Here is a 17136-nt window from a genome sequence, read left to right on the forward strand (position 1 = left end):
GTCCCGGCGCGGCGGGGCCGCGGCCGGCCCCCTCAGGCTCGGGTTCCGCTGGAGCGCTCGACCTCTCGGAGGCCGGATGATCGTCCTGGCCGCTCTCGCCGTCCTGCTGCCGTTCACGGGAGCCGCCGCCGGGTTGCTCGGCTCGCGGGTCCCGCGCCGCCGCACCTCCGCCCGTACGGCACGGCGGCGGGCGGCGTGGTTCGCGGTCGCGCCCGTCGCGCTCGCGGCGGTGGCGGCGGTGTGGCTGGCCGGGTGGCAGGCCACCGGCGGCGGCGAGGTGGCGGCGTGGCCGGTCCGGATCGAGACCGGCTCCGTGCCCATCTCCGTCGGGCTCCAGGTGGGCGGGCTCGCGGCCCTCGTCGGCGTCCTCGTCACCGTCGTGGCGCTCGCGGTCCAGGTCTACTCCGTCGGATACATGCGGGACGACCCGCGCTATCCGTCGTACAGCTCGTTCATCAGCCTGTTCACCAGCGCCATGCTGCTCGTGGTCTACGCGGGCGACCTGATCGTCCTGTACGTCGGCTGGGAGATCATGGGCCTGTGCTCCTACCTGCTGATCGGGCACTGGTGGGAGGACCGGGCCAACTCGCGGGCGGCGGTCAAGGCGTTCCTCGTGACCCGGCTCGGTGACGTCGGATTCCTGTTCGGGATCTTCACCCTCGGGCTGTCGGCGGGCAGCTTCCGCATCGACGACATCCTCGCCGCCGACCTGCCGAAGGGCACGCTCGTCGCCGCGACGATGCTGCTCCTCGCGGGGGTCGCGGGCAAGAGCGCCCAGGTGCCGCTGCACACGTGGCTGCCGGACGCCATGGCCGGCCCGACCCCGATCAGCGCGCTCATCCACGCGGCCACCATGGTCGCGGCGGGCATCTTCGTGGTCGCCCGGCTCTACCCGGCCTTCCTGGCGGCCCAGCCGACGCTGGACGTGCTCGGCGTGATCGCCGCCGTGGGCATGCTGGGCGCGGCGCTCGCCGCCCTGGCGCAGGACGACCTCAAGCGGGTGCTGGCGTACTCGACGATCAGCCAGCTCGCGCTCATGGCGGGGGCGCTGGCGGCCGGGTCGGAGCACGCCGCGATCTTCCACCTGGTGACGCACGGCGCGTTCAAGGCGCTGCTGTTCCTCTGCGCGGGCGTGGTCATCCACCACGTCGAGTCGAACCTGATGAGTCACATGGGCGGCCTCCGCTCCGCCCTGCCCGTGACGTTCTGGACGATGACGATCGGATTCGCCGCGCTCGCCGGACTGCCGCCGGCCAGCGGTTTCTTCAGCAAGGACGCCGTGATCGCGGCCATCGAGCGCGCCCACGGCCCCGCGCAGCCCTTCCTGTACGGCTGCGCGCTCGTCACCGTGGGCGTGACGGGCGCCTACGCGGCCCGCGCCTGGCTGCGCACGTTCTTCGGCTCGCCGCGTACGGCCGTGCTGCCGCACGCGGGTGATCATGGACACCGCCGGGTGCCCCGCTCCATGCTGTGGCCGGTCGTGCTGCTCGCCGTACCCGCCCTGGGGCTCGGCTTCGCCGGGGTCCGCGACCTCGACGCGGAGTCGGCCGCGACCAGCGTGGTGATCGCGCTGCTCGGCGCGGGCGTCGTCTACGCGCTGTGGCGCGGCGCTCCGGAGCTGGACCCGGCGCGGATGCTCGGCCCCTTCCGCGCGCCGTGCGAGCGCGCCTTCTACCTGGACGCCGTCTACGACCGGCTGGTCGCCCGGCCGGTCCTGCGGCTCGCGCGCGGCGTGGTGCGCGCCGACGACCGGGTGGTCGACGGCGCCGTACGCGGGTCCGGGCGCGCGGCGGTCGGCCTGTCCGGGCTGCTGCGCCTCGCGCAGAACGGCAACGCCCAGCTCTACGTCACCGGCCTGCTCGCCGGGGTGTTGCTGATCGCGGTGGCGGTGGTGGTGCTGGGATGACGGAGGTGCCCCGCGCATGAGCTGGCTCCCGATCGCGATGCTCGCCGTCCCCCTGGTCGGCGCGGCCGTGCTGCTCCTCCCCGGGTTCGCCGGGCGGACGCCCCGCCGGTACGGCCTGGCCGTCTCCGGAGTGACACTGGCCCTCGCGGTCGTGCTGGCCGCGACCTTCGACTACGGCCACGCGGCCCGGATGCAGTTCGAGACCGACCTGTCGTGGATCCCGGGGCTGGCCCTGCGGTTCCACCTGGGCGTGGACGGCGTCTCGCTGCCGCTGGTCGTGCTGACCGCGCTGCTGACGTTCCTGTGCTTCGTCCACCTGGCCGGTCGGCCGTCGCGCCGGCCCCGCGCGCTGGTGTTCACGCTGCTGGTCCTCGAAACGGGCGTGATCGGCACGTTCCTCGCGCTCGATCTGCTGCTGTTCTTCGTGTTCTTCGAGGTGGTCCTCGTCCCGATGTACTTCGTGATCGCCGTCTGGGGCGGGCCGGGACGGCGGGCGGCGGCTGTCAAGTTCATCCTGTACACGCTGCTCGGATCCGCCGTCATGCTGCTGGGGCTGCTGGTCGTCTGGGCCCAGGCGGGGACGCTGGACATGGTGGCCCTCGCCCAGGGCCACGGCATCGCGCGTTCGGCGCAGATCGTGGCGTTCCTGGCGATCGGCGTCGGCCTGGCGGTCAAGGCGCCGATGTGGCCGCTGCACACCTGGCTGCCCGACGCGCACACCGAGGCGCCGACCGTGGGCTCGGTGCTGCTCGCCGGGGTGCTGCTCAAGATGGGCACGTACGGCTTCGCCCGCATCGCGATCCCGATCCTGCCGGAGGGCGCCGCCGCGCTCGCCCCCTGGCTCGGCGCGTTCGCGGTGATCGGCATCGTCTACGGCTCCCTGGCGTGTCTCGCGCAGCGCGACCTCAAGCGGATGATCGCGTACTCGTCGGTCGGGCACATGGGGTTCGTGCTGCTCGGCTTCGCGACGCTGACCCCGGTCGGCGTCAACGCCGCCCTCTTCGGCAACGTCGCGCACGGCCTGATCACCGGGCTGCTCTTCTTCATCGCCGGTGCCGTCAAGGACCGGTACGGCACGGCCGACATGGCGCGGCTGGGCGGCGGGATGCTGAGCCGCCTGCCGTACATCGGGTCGTTGCTGACCTTCGCCTGCGTCGCGTCGCTGGGGCTGCCGGGCCTGGCCGGGTTCTGGGGGGAGATGCTCGCGCTGTTCGGGGCGTTCCGGCCCGCCGCCGAGCTGTCCCGGCCGCTGTTCCTGGTCTTCATGGTGATCGGCGGCGTCGGCACCGTCCTGACCGCCGCGTACTTCCTGCGGATGCTCTCCCGGGTGACGCACGGGAGCCCGGCGGTGCCGGAGGGGCCGCCGGTCACGTCGGCGGAGGAGGTGCGCGAGGTCCTGGGCGGCGAGGGGCCGGTGGAACCGGTCGCCACGGGAACGGTCGTGGCCGCCGTCGCGGCTCCGGGCGCTCCGGGTTTCGGCGGGCTCGGGGAGCCGCCTGAACGGCGCGACGTGACCGCGTACGAGCTGGCCGCCTGGGTGCCGCTGGTCGTGCTGATCCTGATCTTCGGCCTCTGGCCGAAGGCGCTGCTGGCCACCACAACGCCGGCCGTGCAGGCCATCCTCCGGGGGGTGGGCGCGTGATCCAGTCCATCGACTACGTTGCGATCGGCGCGCCGCTGGCGCTCGCGCTGACGGCCGGGCTGGTGCTGCTGCTCGACGCCTTCCTGCCCCGCCGTACGCCGGGGCCGCTCGGGCTGGTCACGCTGGCCGGGGTCGTGGTCGCGGGCGGCTTCGTCGCGGCGCAGGCCCTCGGCGGCGGGGAGCGGCGCACGTTCTGCACGGGCGGCGGCGGGTGCTCCTTCGTGGTGGACGGGTTCACGCTCGTGCTGTCCGGGCTGGTACTCGGCGCCGGGGTCGTGGTCGTGCTGCTGTCGATGACCGAACTGGCGGAGCGGCGCATCCCGCCCGGCGAGTGGTACTTCCTGCTGCTGTGCGCCCTGACCGGTGCGGTCCTGCTGCCCGCCGCGCGCGACCTGGCCACGCTCGTCGTGGCGCTCGAACTGGTCTCCCTGCCGGTGTTCGCGCTGACCGCGCTGAAGCGGTACGACGGCCGGGCCTCCGAGGCGGCGCTCAAGCTCTTCCTCGTGTCGGTGATCTCCACCGCCGTCATGCTGTTCGGCGTCTCGCTGCTGTACGGGCTGACCGGGACGCTCTATCTGGAGCCGCTCTCGACGGCCCTCTCCGGTGCTCCCGCTCCCGGGGCGGTGTCCGTCGCGGTCGTGCTGGTCCTGGCCGGGTTCGCGTTCAAGGTGGCGGCGGTGCCGTTCCACTTCTGGGCGGGCGACGTCTACCAGGGCGCGCCCGTGCCGGTCGCGGCGCTGCTCTCGGTCGTCTCCAAGGCCGCCGGGTTCGCCGGACTGATCCTCGTCCTGACCGTCGGGCTGCCCGGGCAGGCGGCGCTGTGGGCGCCCCTCATCGCGGTCGTGGCCGCGTTGACCATGACCGCCGGGAACGTCCTCGCCCTGCGCCAGCGCGCCGCGCTGCGGCTGCTCGCCTGGTCGTCGGTCGCCCAGTCCGGCTACATCCTCGCCCCGCTCGCGGTGATCGCCGGGAGCGCCCGCGACGCCTCCGTGGTGTACCTCGTCATCTACGCCGCGATGAACCTCGGTGCGTTCGCGGTGGTCATGGCGGTCTCCCGTACGGCGGCGCGGGGCGAGCTGGACGGCTACCGCGGGCTCGCCTTCCGGCGGCCCGGAGCGGCGGTCGCGCTCGCCTTCTTCCTCCTCTGCCTGGCCGGCCTGCCGCCGGGGCTCGCCGGGCTGTTCGCCAAGGTCGTGGTGTTCCGCCAGATCGTGGAGGGCGGGCTCGGGTGGCTCGCCGTCGTCATGGCGGTCAACACGGTGATCGGGCTCTACTACTACATCGCCTGGACGGCCCGGCTGTTCACGCCCGCCCCGGCCGGGCCCGGGCGGGTGTCCGCGCCGGTGTCGGCCGTGCTCGCGGTGGGGATCGCGGTCCTGGTCACTCTGGCCTTTTCGGTCGCTCCGCAACTGGTGCTCTCCGTCGCCGGATGATCGTTTCCCAAGGGGAACGTTCTGCCTGGCCACACACGTTGGGAAGGGTGAACGCACCAAATCGGGAGCTCGTGAGGAGGGGGCGTGCACCACAACGGCCTGCGTACCGCGATCCTTCTGGGGGCTCTCTCCGCGTTGATTCTGGTCGCGGGGGCCTGGCTCGGAGGCGGCTCCGGTGTGCGGCTGGCCCTCGTGATCGCGCTGCTGACCAACGGGATCGCCTATTTCTTCTCCGACCGGATCGCCCTCTCCGCGATGCGGGCGCGCCCCGTCAGCGAGGTGGAGCAGCCGGTCCTCTACCGCATCGTCCGCGAGCTGTCCTACGACGCGCGCCAGCCGATGCCCCGGATCTACGTCTCCCCGACCATGCAGCCCAACGCGTTCGCCACGGGACGGAACCCGCGCAACGCGGCCGTCTGCGTCACCCACGGCCTCCTCACGATGCTGGACGCGCGGGAGCTCAGGGGAGTGATCGGGCACGAGCTGTCCCACGTCTACAACCGGGACATCCTGATCTCGTCGGTCGCCGGAGCGCTGGCCACGATGATCACGTACTTCGGATACGTCGGGATGTTCTTCGGTTCGGACGACGACGATGGCCCGGGCTTCCTCGGCGCGCTGCTCATGATGATCCTGGGCCCGGTGGCCGCGTCCATGATTCAGATGGCGATCTCCCGCTCGCGCGAGTTCGCCGCCGACGAGTCGAGCGCCCGGCTCACCGGCGACCCGCTGGCGCTGGCCTCGGCGCTCCGCAAGATAGAGATGGGCACCCGGCGGCTGCCGCTGCCGGAGAACGGCCGGCTGGCCTCGGCGAGCCACATGATGATCGCGAACCCCTTCCGCGGCGCGGGCGTCGGCAAGCTGTTCTCGACCCACCCGTCGACCGCCGAGCGGGTCGCCCGGCTGGAGCGGATGGCCGGCTACCGTCGCTGACCTCCTCCTCGGAGGGACGCGTGAGCTGGAGTGCCCCTCCCAGCACTAGACCGGTCACGTCGAGGCGAGGGTGCGTGACCGGTCTGTCGTTCGTACGCGGGTCCGTGGGGCGTGGGGTCATTCGCCCGGCAGCCACCACACGTAAACCTTGGAGCCGAGCTTGATCGTGTCGATCGTGCTCGTGGCGCCCGATTCGGGGTCGAGAGAGCGACGCACGATGCCGGTCGTGTCGCCGTCCTTGTTCGAGCGCAGATCCCACAGTGTCAGCGCGCCGGAGGCGTCCCAGCTGATCTGGTGGGGTGACTCGGTCTTCGGCACTTTCACGTCCACGGCGGCGCCGACACTGTCGGCCTCCAGGTCGTAGACGCGCAGGCGCAGCTTGTTCGACGACGTGCTGATCATGACGGCGACGCTGTTGCCGTCGTCCGCCACGGCCTGCGGCATGTTGTTGGCGACGACCTGCGGCACGACGCGGCGGGCGGTCGTGGCGCCGTTCTCGTCGAGGACGACGAACTCGGTGGTGTTCTCGCCGGTGTAGCGGGTCGCCAGAATGCGGCGGCCGTCGGGGCTGAAGCCCTGGGGGGAGAGCTTCGGCGAGATCTTGCTGACCTTGCCCGACTTGAGGTCGACGAGCAGCGTGGGGAGCTTGTCGTGTGCGTCCGAGTAGTCGAGCAGGATGCGCCGGCCGTCCTGCGACAGCTTGGCATCGACGTCGCCCATGCCGACGCCCTTGGGCAGGCGGGCCGTCGTACCGGGCAGCGCCCGAACCCGGTTCGTCGCGAAGTCGCGGACCACCAGCTTGCTGTCCGACTTGCGGAAGTAGGCCGCGTACCGACCGTCGCCGCTGAGGGCGAACTCGGACACCAGTTCCTTGTCGACCTTGCCGGCGGCGGTGACAGGGTTGACCCGGGCGTCGGTGAGCGTGCGGATCGTGCCGTCGCGCATGACGATCGTCCATTGCCCGCAGGGAATGTTGTATTCCTCGCCCTTCTTCAGGCACGCCTTCACCCGGGCGTAGCGGACCTCCCCCTTCGCGGCGGAGGAGGCTCCCGTTCTCGTCTCCGCGGTTGCGGCGGCGCCCGTACGCGCCTGGGCGGCGGCGGGGGCGGTCAGGACGGAGACCGTCGCGGCGACCGCGGCGGCGAGGATCGCCGTTTTCCTTGTCATCGCTTGCTCCTTTCGTCACCTGATAGATGCGGATCGTGGGCGAAAGGTTGCGTTACGAATCGGCCACGATGTGTCGCACATCACTTCCTTTCCTACTGTTCAAGTAGGAAAAGCGGTGGAAGATCCGCATATGGATGGTGTTTACTGCTTCTAGCCATTTGGGGCGTTTGAGTAGACAGATCACGGTGCCGGGAAGGTGTGGCATGGCGGATATCGACGAGCGCGGCGCATTCAGCCGTCGCGGGCTGCTCAAGGCGGCCGTCACCGGTGTGACCATCCTGTCCGCGGCCACGCTGCTTGAGGCGTGCGGAGCGGCGCCGGCGCGCGAGTCCGGGACGTCCGGATCGGGCGGGAGCGCCGCCGCGGGCACGGACACCGGCAAGGAGATCGAACTGCTCCGGGTCGCGCTGCCCGGGTCGCTGTCGAACCTCTATCCCGGCCAGGAGTCCGGCATCCTGAACTACTACGTCGCCGGGATCTGCATGGAGGGCCTGGTCGGCGTCGACACCTCCGGCGCGATCGTCCCCGCGCTCGCCTCCAAGGTCGAGCGCGCGTCGCCGACGACGTACGTCTACACGATCCGCGACGACGCGAAGTTCCACGACGGCAGCCCCGTCACCGCCGACGACATCCTCCACTCCATCGAGATGGCCAGGGACGCGAAGGTGTCGCCGAGCACGGCGAGCTACTGGGCCAACCTCGACAAGGCCACCAAGTCGGGCGCGAACGAGATCACGCTGACCAGCAAGACCGCCGACGAGGCGTTCGGCTGGATCCCGTCCAACGTCGACGCGCTGTGGATCGCGCCCAAGGCCGTCTGGGAGAAGGCGAAGAACCAGATCGGCACCGCGCAGTCCCCGCTGGTCGGCTCCGGGCCGTACAAGGTGACGGAGTTCGCCCCGGACTCGCACGTCGAGCTCACCCGCGTGGACACCTGGCGCGGTCCCCGGCCCAAGGTCGCCAAGATCCGCTTCGAGTTCATCGCCGACGACAACACGCGGCTGCTGGCGTGGCAGGCGAACAAGGCCGACATGTCGCTCAACGTGCCGCTCGCCCAGGCACGGCAGTGGGAGGCCGCCCCCGGCACCCGCGTCGTGTACGCGGCCGACCGCTCGTACGCGGGGCTCACCTTCAACGTCACGGCCAAGCCGTTCGACGACGTCCACGTGCGCAAGGCCGTCGCCCACGCGATCAACCGCGACGCGATCGTGAAGAACATCCTGCACGGCCGCGGCCAGGTCGCGACCGCGCTGTCCACTCCGGAGCAGTTCGGCGGCCTGTGGACACCCGAGCAGGCGACGAAGGAGCTGGCCGCGATCCCGCAGTACGCCTACGACCTGGAGCAGGCGAAGAAGGAGCTCGCCCAGTCATCGGTGCCGAACGGCTTCACCGCGTCGCTGTCGTACCCCAACACCGGCCCGCACCTCGGCACCGCCGCGCTCGCCTTCGCCGCGGACCTGAAGAAGATCGGCATCACGCTCGAGGTCAAGGAGCTGCCCATCGAGCAGTGGCTCGCCGAGCTGAACACCTTCCCGCCGCTGAGCTACATGTGGTACTTCAACACGACCGGCGACCCGGCCGAGCTCGCGAGCTGGTTCCTCGGCGAGGGCAACCCGGCGAAGTACGCGAACGACGGCGTCGCGGCCACCATGGCGAAGTCGGGCGCCGAGTCGGACCCGGCCCGGCGCGCCGCCCTGCTGGTCGAGGCGCAGAGCGCCCAGGCGGCGGACGTGGCGTACCTGCCGCTGTGGTGGGGGCAGTCGGCGATCGCCCTGAGCAGCGCGGTCGGCGTGCGGGACTACACCTCCTACACGCTGCTGGCCAACTGGCCGGACCACCTCTACGCGGCCAAGTGATCGGCATGACTCCGCGTCGACGGACGGGCGGGTGGACGGGCCGGTGAGGAGACCGTGAAGCGGCTGGTGACCGGCCCGGTGCCGGCCTTCGTGCTGCGCAGGGCCGGGGCGACGGTGCTGCTGCTGCTCGCCCTCTCGCTGCTGGTGTTCGCGCTGCTGTACCTCGCCCCCGGCGACGTCGCCCGCAACCTGCTCGGCACCCGCAACGTCACCCCGGAGGCCCTGGCCGAGATCCGCGCCCGGCACCACCTGGACGAGCCGTTCCTGCAGCAGTACTGGAGGTGGCTCACCCACGCCGTCACCGGCGACTTCGGCACCTCCATCCGTACCGGGCGCCCGATCGGACCGCTGATGCTGGAGAAGACCGGGATCACCGCGGCCACCGCCGGGCTGGCGTTCCTGCTGTCGGTCCTCGTCGGGGTCCCGGCGGGCGTCCTCACCGCCGTCCGCCGCGGCCGCTGGCTCGACCGGGTCCTGGTCACCGCCTCCGTCGTCGGGGTCAGCGCGCCCGGGTTCGCGGTCGGCCTCCTGCTGCTGTACGTCTTCGCGCTCGGCCTGGGCTGGTTCCCGATCTACGGCACCGGCGAGGGATTCTTCGACGCCCTCTGGCACCTCGCGCTGCCCGCCGTGGCGCTGGCCCTGGGCCTCGGGGCCTTCGTCGTCAAGCTGACCCGCGCCGCCGTCATCCGCGAACTCGACCAGGACTACGTGACCTTCGCCCGGGGGCGCGGGCTGTCGGAGGCCGCCACGCTGCGCATCGTCCTGCGCAACGCCGCGATCCCGATCGTCACCAGCCTGGGCCTGATGGTCGCCTACCTGTTCGGCGGCACCGTGCTCATCGAGGTCACCTTCGCCCTGCCCGGTCTCGGGTCGCTCATGGAGGAGTCGGTGCTGTTCAAGGACATCCCCGTGGTGCAGGCGCTGACGCTCGCCGTCGCCCTCGTGGTCTCCGCGACCGCGTTCCTGGTGGACCTGTCGTACCTGATCATCGATCCGCGCGTACGCGCCCGGACGGTGCGGCGATGAGGGCGATCGAGCCGCGGGCCGGGGCGGTGGGACGATGAGCCGGAAGTCGAACGCCGGACGGAGGCGCGTCCCGGTCGTCGCGATCCTGTCCGCCGCCCTGCTGGCCTTCGTCGCGATCTGCGCCCTCGCGCAGGAGATCATCGCGCCGAACGCGCTGGAGCAGGACATCTATCTCGGAGTGGTCGGCGGCGGCGTCGAGGGCCACCTGTTCGGGACCGACCAGCTCGGGCGCGACATCCTCCAGCTCTCGCTGGCCGGCGCGCGGTCCGCCCTGGCCGGCCCGCTGGTGGTCGCGGTCGGGTCGATGCTCATCGGGTTCTTCCTCGGCACGTACGCCGGCTACCGGGGCGGCATCGTCGACATGCTGGCCGGTCGCTACGCCGACCTGCTGCTCGCGCTGCCCGCGGTGCTGCTGGCCATCGTCGTCGCCGGACTGGTCGGCCGGGGCTACTGGGTCACCGTCGCCGTGCTGATCGTGCTCTTCTCGCCGTCGGACGTGCGACTGGTGCGCGGCGCGGTCATCGAGCAGGCCCCGCGGCCGTACATCGAGTCGGCGCGGGTGCTCGGCATCCGACCGTCGCGGATCATGTTCCGGCACATCGCGCCCAACATCGTGCCGATCGTGGTGGCGAACCTGCTGCTGAACGTCGCGTTCGCGCTGGTCGCGCTGTCCTCGCTGTCGTACCTGGGCCTCGGCGTCCCGCCGGGAGCGCCCGACTGGGGGCGGCAGCTCGCGGACGGCAGGCAGCTCCTCGGGGACAACCCGCTCGCAGCCGTCGTCCCGGGTGTGCTGATCATCCTGACCGCCACGGCGGTGAACCTGCTCGGCGACTGGCTCTCCGATCTGCTGGACCGACGGGTGGTGGCCCGATGACGACATCGACGGCGGCGGAACGTGCTTCGTTGCTCGCCGTACGCGATCTGCGCGTGATGTCGGCCGCCGGCGCCGTCGTCGCCGGGCTCGATCTCACCGTGGCGCCGGGCGAGACGGTCGCGATCGTGGGGGAGTCCGGGTCCGGCAAGTCGATGACCGTCAAGGCACTGACCGGGCTGCTGCCCGAGGGAGTGCACGCCACCGGGAGGATGGACCTCCCCGCCCGCGACCCCGGGCATCCCGGGCGTTCCGATGGCCAGGACGGGCTTTCGAGCCGGAACAGCACGGGAAGGCGGCCGGGCCTGGAGATCGACCTGGCCGCTCCCGGAGGCGCGTGGCGCGACGTGCGCGGGGGGCGCATCGCGCTGCTGCTCCAGGACCCCTTCACCTCGCTGTCCCCGGTGCATCGCTGCGGCGAGCAGATCGGCTGGGCGATCTCGGGGTCGGGCCGGGACGAGCGCGTCGCGCGGCTGCTGGCCGAGGTAGGGCTGCCCGCCGAGGTCGCCGGCAAGTACCCGTTCCAGCTCTCCGGCGGGATGCGCCAGCGGGTGGCGATCGCCGCCGGGCTGGCCGCCGACCCCGAGCTGCTGATCGCCGACGAGCCGACCACGGCACTCGACGTCACCACGCAGCACGAGGTCCTGGAGCTGATCGCCCGCCTCCAGCGCGAACGCGACATGGGGCTGATCCTGATCACCCACGACCTGCGCCTCGCCCGCAGCCGGGCCGACCGCGTCATGGTGATGTACGCGGGGCGGCTGATCGAGGAGGGATCGACCGCGCGCGTGCTCGACGCGCCCGCGCACCCGTACACCGCCCGGCTCGCGGCCTGCGATCCGCCGCTCACCCATCGGCTCACGGTGCTGCCGACGATCCCGGGCTCGGTTCCCCGGCCGTGGTCGGTCGGCGCGGAGTGCGCCTTCGCGGAGCGGTGCGCGTTCGCGATCGACGCCTGCCGTACGGCAGAGCCGTCGTTGGCCGAGGTGGCCGACGGTCACCGGGCCGCCTGCGTGCGCCCCGAAACGGCTGTCCTGCCCGTGCCCGCCGCGTCCGCCGATGCGCTCGCCCTGCGACCGGAGGCAACCGACGAGGCAGGCACTCCTGAGAAGGCCGCCGTGCCCGCGGCCGCTCCATCGGTGGAGCCGGACAGGGGGGCGGCGTCACCGTTGTTGCTCACCGTGGAGGGGCTGGCCAAGCGCTTCCCCGGCTCTGCCGTACCGGCGCTGGACGGGGTCGATCTGGAGATCGCGCCCGGAGAGGCGGTCGCGGTGGTCGGGGAGTCGGGGTCGGGCAAGACCACCCTCGCCCGGTGCGTCGTCGGCCTGGAACGGGCGGACGCCGGTCGCATCACCTTCCTCGGCAGCGCCACCGGTGCCAGGCGGGTGCAGATCGTCTTCCAGGACCCCTACTCCGCGCTCAACCCCGGGCTCACCGTCGGCACCTCGCTGGCCGAGGCGTTGCGGGCCGCGGGCCGGCCGAAGTCCGAGGTGGGGGAGCTGCTGGAGCTTGTGGGGCTTCCGGCGGCGTACGCCCGGCGCAGGCCGCGGGCGCTGTCGGGCGGCGAACGCCAGCGGGTCGCCATCGCCCGCGCCCTCGCGCCCCGCGCCGACCTGCTCGTCTGCGACGAGTCGGTCTCCGCGCTCGACGTGTCGGTCCAGGCGCAGGTCCTGAACCTGCTCGCCGACCTGCGGCGCAGGCTCGGGCTGACCCTGCTGTTCATCACCCACGACCTGGCCGTGGCCCGGCAGATCGCCGATCGCGTCTACGTGATGCACCACGGGCGCGTGGTGGAGACCGGCCCTGTCGACTCCGTGCTGGGCGCTCCGGCACACGAATACACCCAACGGCTGCTGGCCTCGATCCCGGCGGCGGACCAAGCGGACTGAAGAGGTTGCGCGTACATGTCTGAACGTGTTGTCCATCCGACCCACGCCGGTGCCCGGCTGGACGAGCCCGGGCGGATCGCCGCGGGACACGGCGACGGTCTGGTTGTGGCTGCGCGGGCTGTCGACGGGCTCGACATCGCCGTTCTGCCCGTGCACGGGGACGTGGGTCAGGTCGCCGAGGGGCTCCTCGACCACGTGCCCGAGGAGACGCTGCGCCATTGGCGGCTCGCCGGAGGCATCCAGGTACGCACCCTGGTCACGGCGCGGGTGGACGGCGTGCTGGTCGGGGCGGCCTTCGAGGTGCACCGGCCGCTGACCGCCTATCGGAAGATCGTCGATGTGTGGGCCCCGGACGAGCGGGTCGCCGACCTCCTGGTCGAGACGATCGAGGAGCGGGCCTGGCGGGAGGGCGCGGTCGCCGTCAAGCGGTGGTTCGCCGCCAAAGACTCCGAGCATGACGAACTCGGTGGCGCCCTGGAAGATCTCGACGGCTCCACCGGCCGTCCAGCCGGGGACCCCGCGGACCCCGGTAACCCTGCTGCCGCCGGGAAATCCGCCTGGCGACGGTCCCTGGAACGCGGCTACCGAGAGGCACCGGTTCCGGTATGGGCCGCGCCGGTCACCGCCGACCCTGCGGACACCGGGTACGGACAGGTGCGATGGCGGGGGGCGGCTCCCGATCGGGCTTTGCCGTACATGCGGCAGACCACGGACTTCACCTGCGGGCCGGTGGCGCTGCAGCTCGCGCTGTGCGGGCTGGGGCTGCAGGATCAGCCGGACCGGGGCGAGGAGATGCGCATGTGGCGCCAGGCCACGACCGTGGCCGGCTGCGACCCGCTCGGGCTGGCCCTCGCGGCGGCGGACCGGGGCGCGGTGCCCGAGGTGCTGCTCTCCACCGAACAGCCGACCCTGCTCGAACTGTGCACCACGGACGAGGAACGCGACCTGCGGCGGTTCATCCAGTCGGGCTTCCGCGCGGACCTGGCGGAGCGCGGGATCACGGTCGAGACGACGGTGTTCGATCTCGACCGGTTGCGCGCCGTGCTGGCCGACGGGGCCATCGCCCTGGTGCTGATCGAGCAGCTCGGCATGCACGCCGAGCCCTCGCCGCACTGGATCACCGTACACAGCGTGGACGGCGACATCTTCTACGCCAACGACCCGTGGACGGACGCGGACCTGGGTGAGACCTACCTCGACGCCCTGGACCTGCCGTTGCCCTCCGCGACGCTGGACCGGCTGGCCTGGTACGGCACGCCGAGCTATCGCAGCATGGTGGTGCTGCGCGCGGCCTGAGGCCGTGCCCGGTCAGAGCCGTTACGGCCTGGCCGGGCCCGGCAGCGCGCCGGATGCCCACGGCCCGACCCAACGGCGTTCCACACGACCGTCGGTGGCTCGGGCCCGGGCTCTTTCGCACGGAGGTCAGGACGCCGACTTCGGCGCCTCGCACTGGTACCCCTCAGGGCGGTCCGGATCGAGGGCGATCTGGCGCAGGACGGTCGCCTCCATCGAGATGCGGAACGTCTCCTTCCTGGCGCAGTCGTAGAACGTGTAGGAGCCCTCGCGCTCGCCCAGCAGCAGCAGTTCCTCGCCCCCGCGCAACGGCTTGCCCGACGCGCGGTCGACGGCGACGGCCCACTGGTCCTGGAACCCCACCATGGACAGCAGGATGCTGGAGCGCCCGGTGGTGGCCAGTTCGGTGGCGTCGCTCTCCATCTGGCCCATGAGCGCGAATCCGAGACCGATCCCCGTGAACCCGGCGACCACGATCTTCATGCCGGACCGGCCCACCGGCCGCGAGCGCAGCAGCCGGAACGGCACCAGGAAGGCCAGAACGCCGATGATCGTCGCCACGAGCACGACGGACACGACCGTCGCGCCCTCGTCCAGGTCCAGGTAGCCCAGGAACCCCCAGTAGCTCAGACCGCACCACAGCGCGCCCAGCGACGCGATCAGCCAGGGCCGTCGCCGTACGGCATGGAACAGCCAGGCGGACCAGCCGAGGGTGGCCTTGTTCACCAGCCAGCCGACCGCCACCAGGGTCCCGACGACCAGGGTGCCGCCGATCACCAGGAGGATCAGCGTGCCCACCAGCCGCCCGAACATGGTCGCCTGGTCGATGCCCGCCTGCTCCGGGCTGACGTTGAACACCCCGTAGACCTGCTGGATGCCCAGATAGAGCAGCGCGTACAGGGCAATGCCGATCGGCAGGATGACCGAGCCGCTGCGTTCGAGCAGGTCGACGACGCCGGTGCCGTCGGTCTCAGGGGTGGTCTCCGAGGTCGCCGACGCGGCTCTCAACCTGGTCAGCAGGCCGGGGCGTACGGCTTCCGGCGGCACCTGCCGCGCGGTCATGGGCAGGGGAGCTTCGGGGGGTGTGGAGGTCATGCGATCACCTGGCGCCTGGGTTGGGCGTGAGCGGCCGTACGGGCAGGCGGGACCCGTTCGGCCGTACAGAGGGAGGGGTTGACTCGTCTGCGCCCGAGGAGGCCCTGGCCGCTCGGCTTGCGGGATCGGCGGCGGGGCTTCGGCGCTGGGCGTGGCTCATTGGATCGGCGTCACTTACAGGGGCGGGAGATCGCTTACGCGGGTTCGACGGGCGCCGCGGCGGATCAGTCGGCGGGCATGGAGACCAGGGTCAGCAGGCGGGCGGCCCGCGCCCCGGTCTGGTAGCTGTGCTCGGCCTCCGACGAGAACCGGACCGCGTCCCCGGCGCGCAGCCGGACCGTCCAGGTCTCGATCTCCAGTGTCACCGCGCCGGAGAGCACGTAGGCGAACTCCTCCGACCCCCGGCCGTGCGGCGCGCTTTCATGGGCGTGCTCGGGCGGCAGCAGGGACTCGTAGATCTCGAAGCGACGCCGATCCATCGAACTCAGCAGCGTGCGCGCCGCCGCGTCGGCCGCCGTCCGCCGCATCACCTGCGGCTCGTACAGCGGGGTCCTGGTGATGTCGGCGAACGAGAGATCCAGGGCCTCGGCGATGCCGGAGAGGACCTCCACCGTGGGGTTGGCCAGGCCGCGTTCGATCTGCGACAGCAGAGCCTTGCTGAACCCGCATCGGTCGGCCAGATCGCGGATGCTGAGCCCTCGCGTGCGGCGGGCGTGCCGGACGTTTCCGGCGATCGCCGCCCGGACCTGCTCCGACAGGCTGGTCACCGCCACACCGCCGCCATTCGTGCTCCGGCCGTTTCGGGTACGGCTGCTTTCACCGCCGTGGGTCGTGGCGCGGGGGCAGACGCGGGCACCACGGCTCGGCGCGGTGGCCACGATCGTGCGCGACCGTGCTCGGGCCGCCGTGGCGAGGTGCCGGGCCTCCCGCCGCCCTGGCCCGGCCTCGCGGCCTGTTTCGGGGCCACGGGCCTTGCCGCGCCTGGCGCGGCCGTTTCGGGGACGGCAGCCCGCGGTGTGGCTGCCTTCGACGCTGCGAGCCTTGGCCGGAAGGCCGCTGTTGTCGATACGACCGGTGGTGGCGTGACCGCCCGTGACAGGGGTCGTCGCGTCGGCTTGCGTACGGTCTCCGCCCAAGGGGTGGGCAGGTCAGACGCGTGTCCCGCCCGGCGAGCCGTGAGCGCGGTCGCCGGTGGCCGTGGCTCTCGCCGTTCTCGTGGTCTCACGTGCCCTCGATGTGCCCTGCGGTGGAGTCCTCCAGCGAGATTATGCCAATCTTGGTGATTTGGCGGGACACAGCGAGGCTGAGGGCTTGGTCCCGGATTGAGCCCTGGCGGTATCGACAGCCGCAGAGGCAACGGGGACCGGAGCGTGGGGACGCCGGGGGCCGGACCGGCGACCCGGACGGGGCACCGCGATACGGGAGCGGTGACCCGTCCGGATCACCGCTCGGTCAACGGTAGTTCGTGAACTGCAGGGCGATGTCGAGGTCCTTGCCCTTGAGCAGGGAGATGACCTCCTGAAGGTCGTCCTTCTTCTTGGAGCTGACCCGGAGCTCGTCGCCCTGGATCTGCGCCTTGATGCCCTTCGGGCCCTCGTCCCGGATGAGCTTGGAGATCTTCTTGGCGTTCTCCTGGTCGATGCCCTCCTTGAGGCCGACCATCAGGCGGTACTCCTTGCCGGACAGCCTCGGCTCACCCGCGTCCAGGACCTTGAGGGAAAGGCCGCGCTTGACGATCTTGTCCTTGAACACGTCGAGAACGGCGTTCGCGCGCTCCTCGCTGTTCGCCTTGATCTCGACATCGTTCTGGCCGGACCAGGAGATGCTCGCTCCGGTTCCCTTGAAGTCGAACCGGTGCCCGACCTCCTTGACCGTCTGGTTCAGTGCGTTGTCCACCTCCTGGCGGTCGATCTTGCTGACCACGTCGAATGACGAATCTGCCAAAGCACAAACCTCTCTCACTGTTGGTCCGGCTCATCGTCGGGAGGCGCCCACACAGGTGTCACCACGATGCGCGCGGCTTTC

The 17136-nt window shown here is 71.6% G+C and carries 13 protein-coding genes; 9 read left to right on the forward strand and 4 right to left on the reverse strand.

Annotated elements, in window-relative coordinates:
• Positions 1-76 precede the first annotated feature (76 nt).
• From AWQ68_RS19690 to htpX, 4 genes are all read left to right on the forward strand, one after another.
• Positions 77-1906: an NADH-quinone oxidoreductase subunit 5 family protein gene (locus AWQ68_RS19690; protein WP_066942320.1), complete on the forward strand. Its 1830-nt coding sequence runs from the start codon at positions 77-79 to the stop codon at positions 1904-1906.
• A 16-nt stretch (positions 1907-1922) separates the two neighbouring features.
• Positions 1923-3548 (forward strand): complex I subunit 4 family protein, encoded by a 1626-nt coding sequence (locus AWQ68_RS19695; RefSeq protein WP_066942321.1) that lies wholly within the window; start codon positions 1923-1925, stop codon positions 3546-3548.
• Positions 3545-4981: an NADH-quinone oxidoreductase subunit N gene (locus AWQ68_RS19700; protein ID WP_066942322.1), complete on the forward strand. Its 1437-nt coding sequence runs from the start codon at positions 3545-3547 to the stop codon at positions 4979-4981. The genes AWQ68_RS19695 and AWQ68_RS19700 overlap by 4 nt, the downstream gene beginning before the upstream one ends.
• 84 nt (positions 4982-5065) lie before the next feature.
• The gene (gene htpX, locus AWQ68_RS19705; RefSeq protein WP_066942323.1) at positions 5066-5914 is read left to right on the forward strand and encodes a zinc metalloprotease HtpX; all 849 of its coding nucleotides are present in this window, start codon (positions 5066-5068) and stop codon (positions 5912-5914) included.
• A gap of 117 nt (positions 5915-6031) precedes the next feature.
• Here the strand turns inward: htpX and AWQ68_RS19710 are convergent, their stop codons facing one another.
• Positions 6032-7081: a hypothetical protein gene (locus tag AWQ68_RS19710; RefSeq protein ID WP_066942324.1), complete on the reverse strand. Its 1050-nt coding sequence runs from the start codon at positions 7079-7081 to the stop codon at positions 6032-6034.
• 203 nt (positions 7082-7284) lie between these two features.
• Here AWQ68_RS19710 and AWQ68_RS19715 point away from each other — a divergent pair, with 203 nt between their 5' ends.
• Genes AWQ68_RS19715 through AWQ68_RS19735 form a run of 5 tightly spaced genes read left to right on the forward strand, consistent with a single transcriptional unit; the run spans position 7285 to position 14019 of the window.
• Positions 7285-8937, forward strand: coding sequence for an ABC transporter substrate-binding protein (locus AWQ68_RS19715; RefSeq protein WP_066942325.1), 1653 nt, complete (start codon positions 7285-7287; stop codon positions 8935-8937).
• A gap of 54 nt (positions 8938-8991) precedes the next feature.
• The gene (locus AWQ68_RS19720) at positions 8992-9963 is read left to right on the forward strand and encodes an ABC transporter permease (RefSeq protein ID WP_084464183.1); all 972 of its coding nucleotides are present in this window, start codon (positions 8992-8994) and stop codon (positions 9961-9963) included.
• Between the two features lie 34 nt (positions 9964-9997).
• Entirely contained in the window at positions 9998-10837 is an 840-nt protein-coding gene (locus AWQ68_RS19725; protein WP_066942326.1) for an ABC transporter permease, read from the forward strand.
• Entirely contained in the window at positions 10834-12723 is a 1890-nt protein-coding gene (locus tag AWQ68_RS19730; RefSeq protein WP_066942327.1) for a dipeptide ABC transporter ATP-binding protein, read from the forward strand. Before AWQ68_RS19725 ends, AWQ68_RS19730 begins: the two co-directional genes overlap by 4 nt.
• 15 nt (positions 12724-12738) lie before the next feature.
• Positions 12739-14019 carry a peptidase C39 family protein gene (locus tag AWQ68_RS19735; RefSeq protein WP_084464184.1) on the forward strand — a complete coding sequence of 427 codons (1281 nt, stop codon included), beginning with the start codon at positions 12739-12741 and terminating at the stop codon, positions 14017-14019.
• A gap of 126 nt (positions 14020-14145) precedes the next feature.
• Here AWQ68_RS19735 and AWQ68_RS19740 read toward each other — a convergent pair whose 3' ends face one another.
• The 3 genes from AWQ68_RS19740 to AWQ68_RS19750 all read right to left on the reverse strand — a co-directional run bounded on the left by AWQ68_RS19740 (position 14146) and on the right by AWQ68_RS19750 (position 17055).
• Positions 14146-15111 (reverse strand): hypothetical protein, encoded by a 966-nt coding sequence (locus AWQ68_RS19740; RefSeq protein ID WP_157545483.1) that lies wholly within the window; start codon positions 15109-15111, stop codon positions 14146-14148.
• Between the two features lie 224 nt (positions 15112-15335).
• Entirely contained in the window at positions 15336-15878 is a 543-nt protein-coding gene (locus AWQ68_RS43590) for a helix-turn-helix domain-containing protein (protein WP_169808950.1), read from the reverse strand.
• Between the two features lie 685 nt (positions 15879-16563).
• Positions 16564-17055 carry a YajQ family cyclic di-GMP-binding protein gene (locus tag AWQ68_RS19750; protein WP_066942330.1) on the reverse strand — a complete coding sequence of 164 codons (492 nt, stop codon included), beginning with the start codon at positions 17053-17055 and terminating at the stop codon, positions 16564-16566.
• Positions 17056-17136: the final 81 nt, after the last annotated feature.

Origin of the sequence: Microtetraspora fusca (assembly GCF_001570365.1) — a bacterium.
In the GTDB taxonomy this organism is placed as follows: domain Bacteria; phylum Actinomycetota; class Actinomycetes; order Streptosporangiales; family Streptosporangiaceae; genus Microtetraspora; species Microtetraspora fusca.

Bases quoted from the DNA above. Each gene is read 5' to 3' on its own strand.
- AWQ68_RS19690 (WP_066942320.1), top strand. From the start codon at position 77: ATGATCGTCCTGGCCGCTCTCGCCGTCCTGCTGCCGTTCACGGGAGCC.
- AWQ68_RS19695 (WP_066942321.1), top strand. From the start codon at position 1,923: ATGAGCTGGCTCCCGATCGCGATGCTCGCCGTCCCCCTGGTCGGCGCG.
- AWQ68_RS19710 (WP_066942324.1), bottom strand. From the start codon at position 7,081: ATGACAAGGAAAACGGCGATCCTCGCCGCCGCGGTCGCCGCGACGGTC.
- AWQ68_RS19715 (WP_066942325.1), top strand. From the start codon at position 7,285: ATGGCGGATATCGACGAGCGCGGCGCATTCAGCCGTCGCGGGCTGCTC.
- AWQ68_RS19725 (WP_066942326.1), top strand. From the start codon at position 9,998: ATGAGCCGGAAGTCGAACGCCGGACGGAGGCGCGTCCCGGTCGTCGCG.
- AWQ68_RS19730 (WP_066942327.1), top strand. From the start codon at position 10,834: ATGACGACATCGACGGCGGCGGAACGTGCTTCGTTGCTCGCCGTACGC.
- AWQ68_RS19735 (WP_084464184.1), top strand. From the start codon at position 12,739: ATGTCTGAACGTGTTGTCCATCCGACCCACGCCGGTGCCCGGCTGGAC.
- AWQ68_RS19740 (WP_157545483.1), bottom strand. From the start codon at position 15,111: ATGACCTCCACACCCCCCGAAGCTCCCCTGCCCATGACCGCGCGGCAG.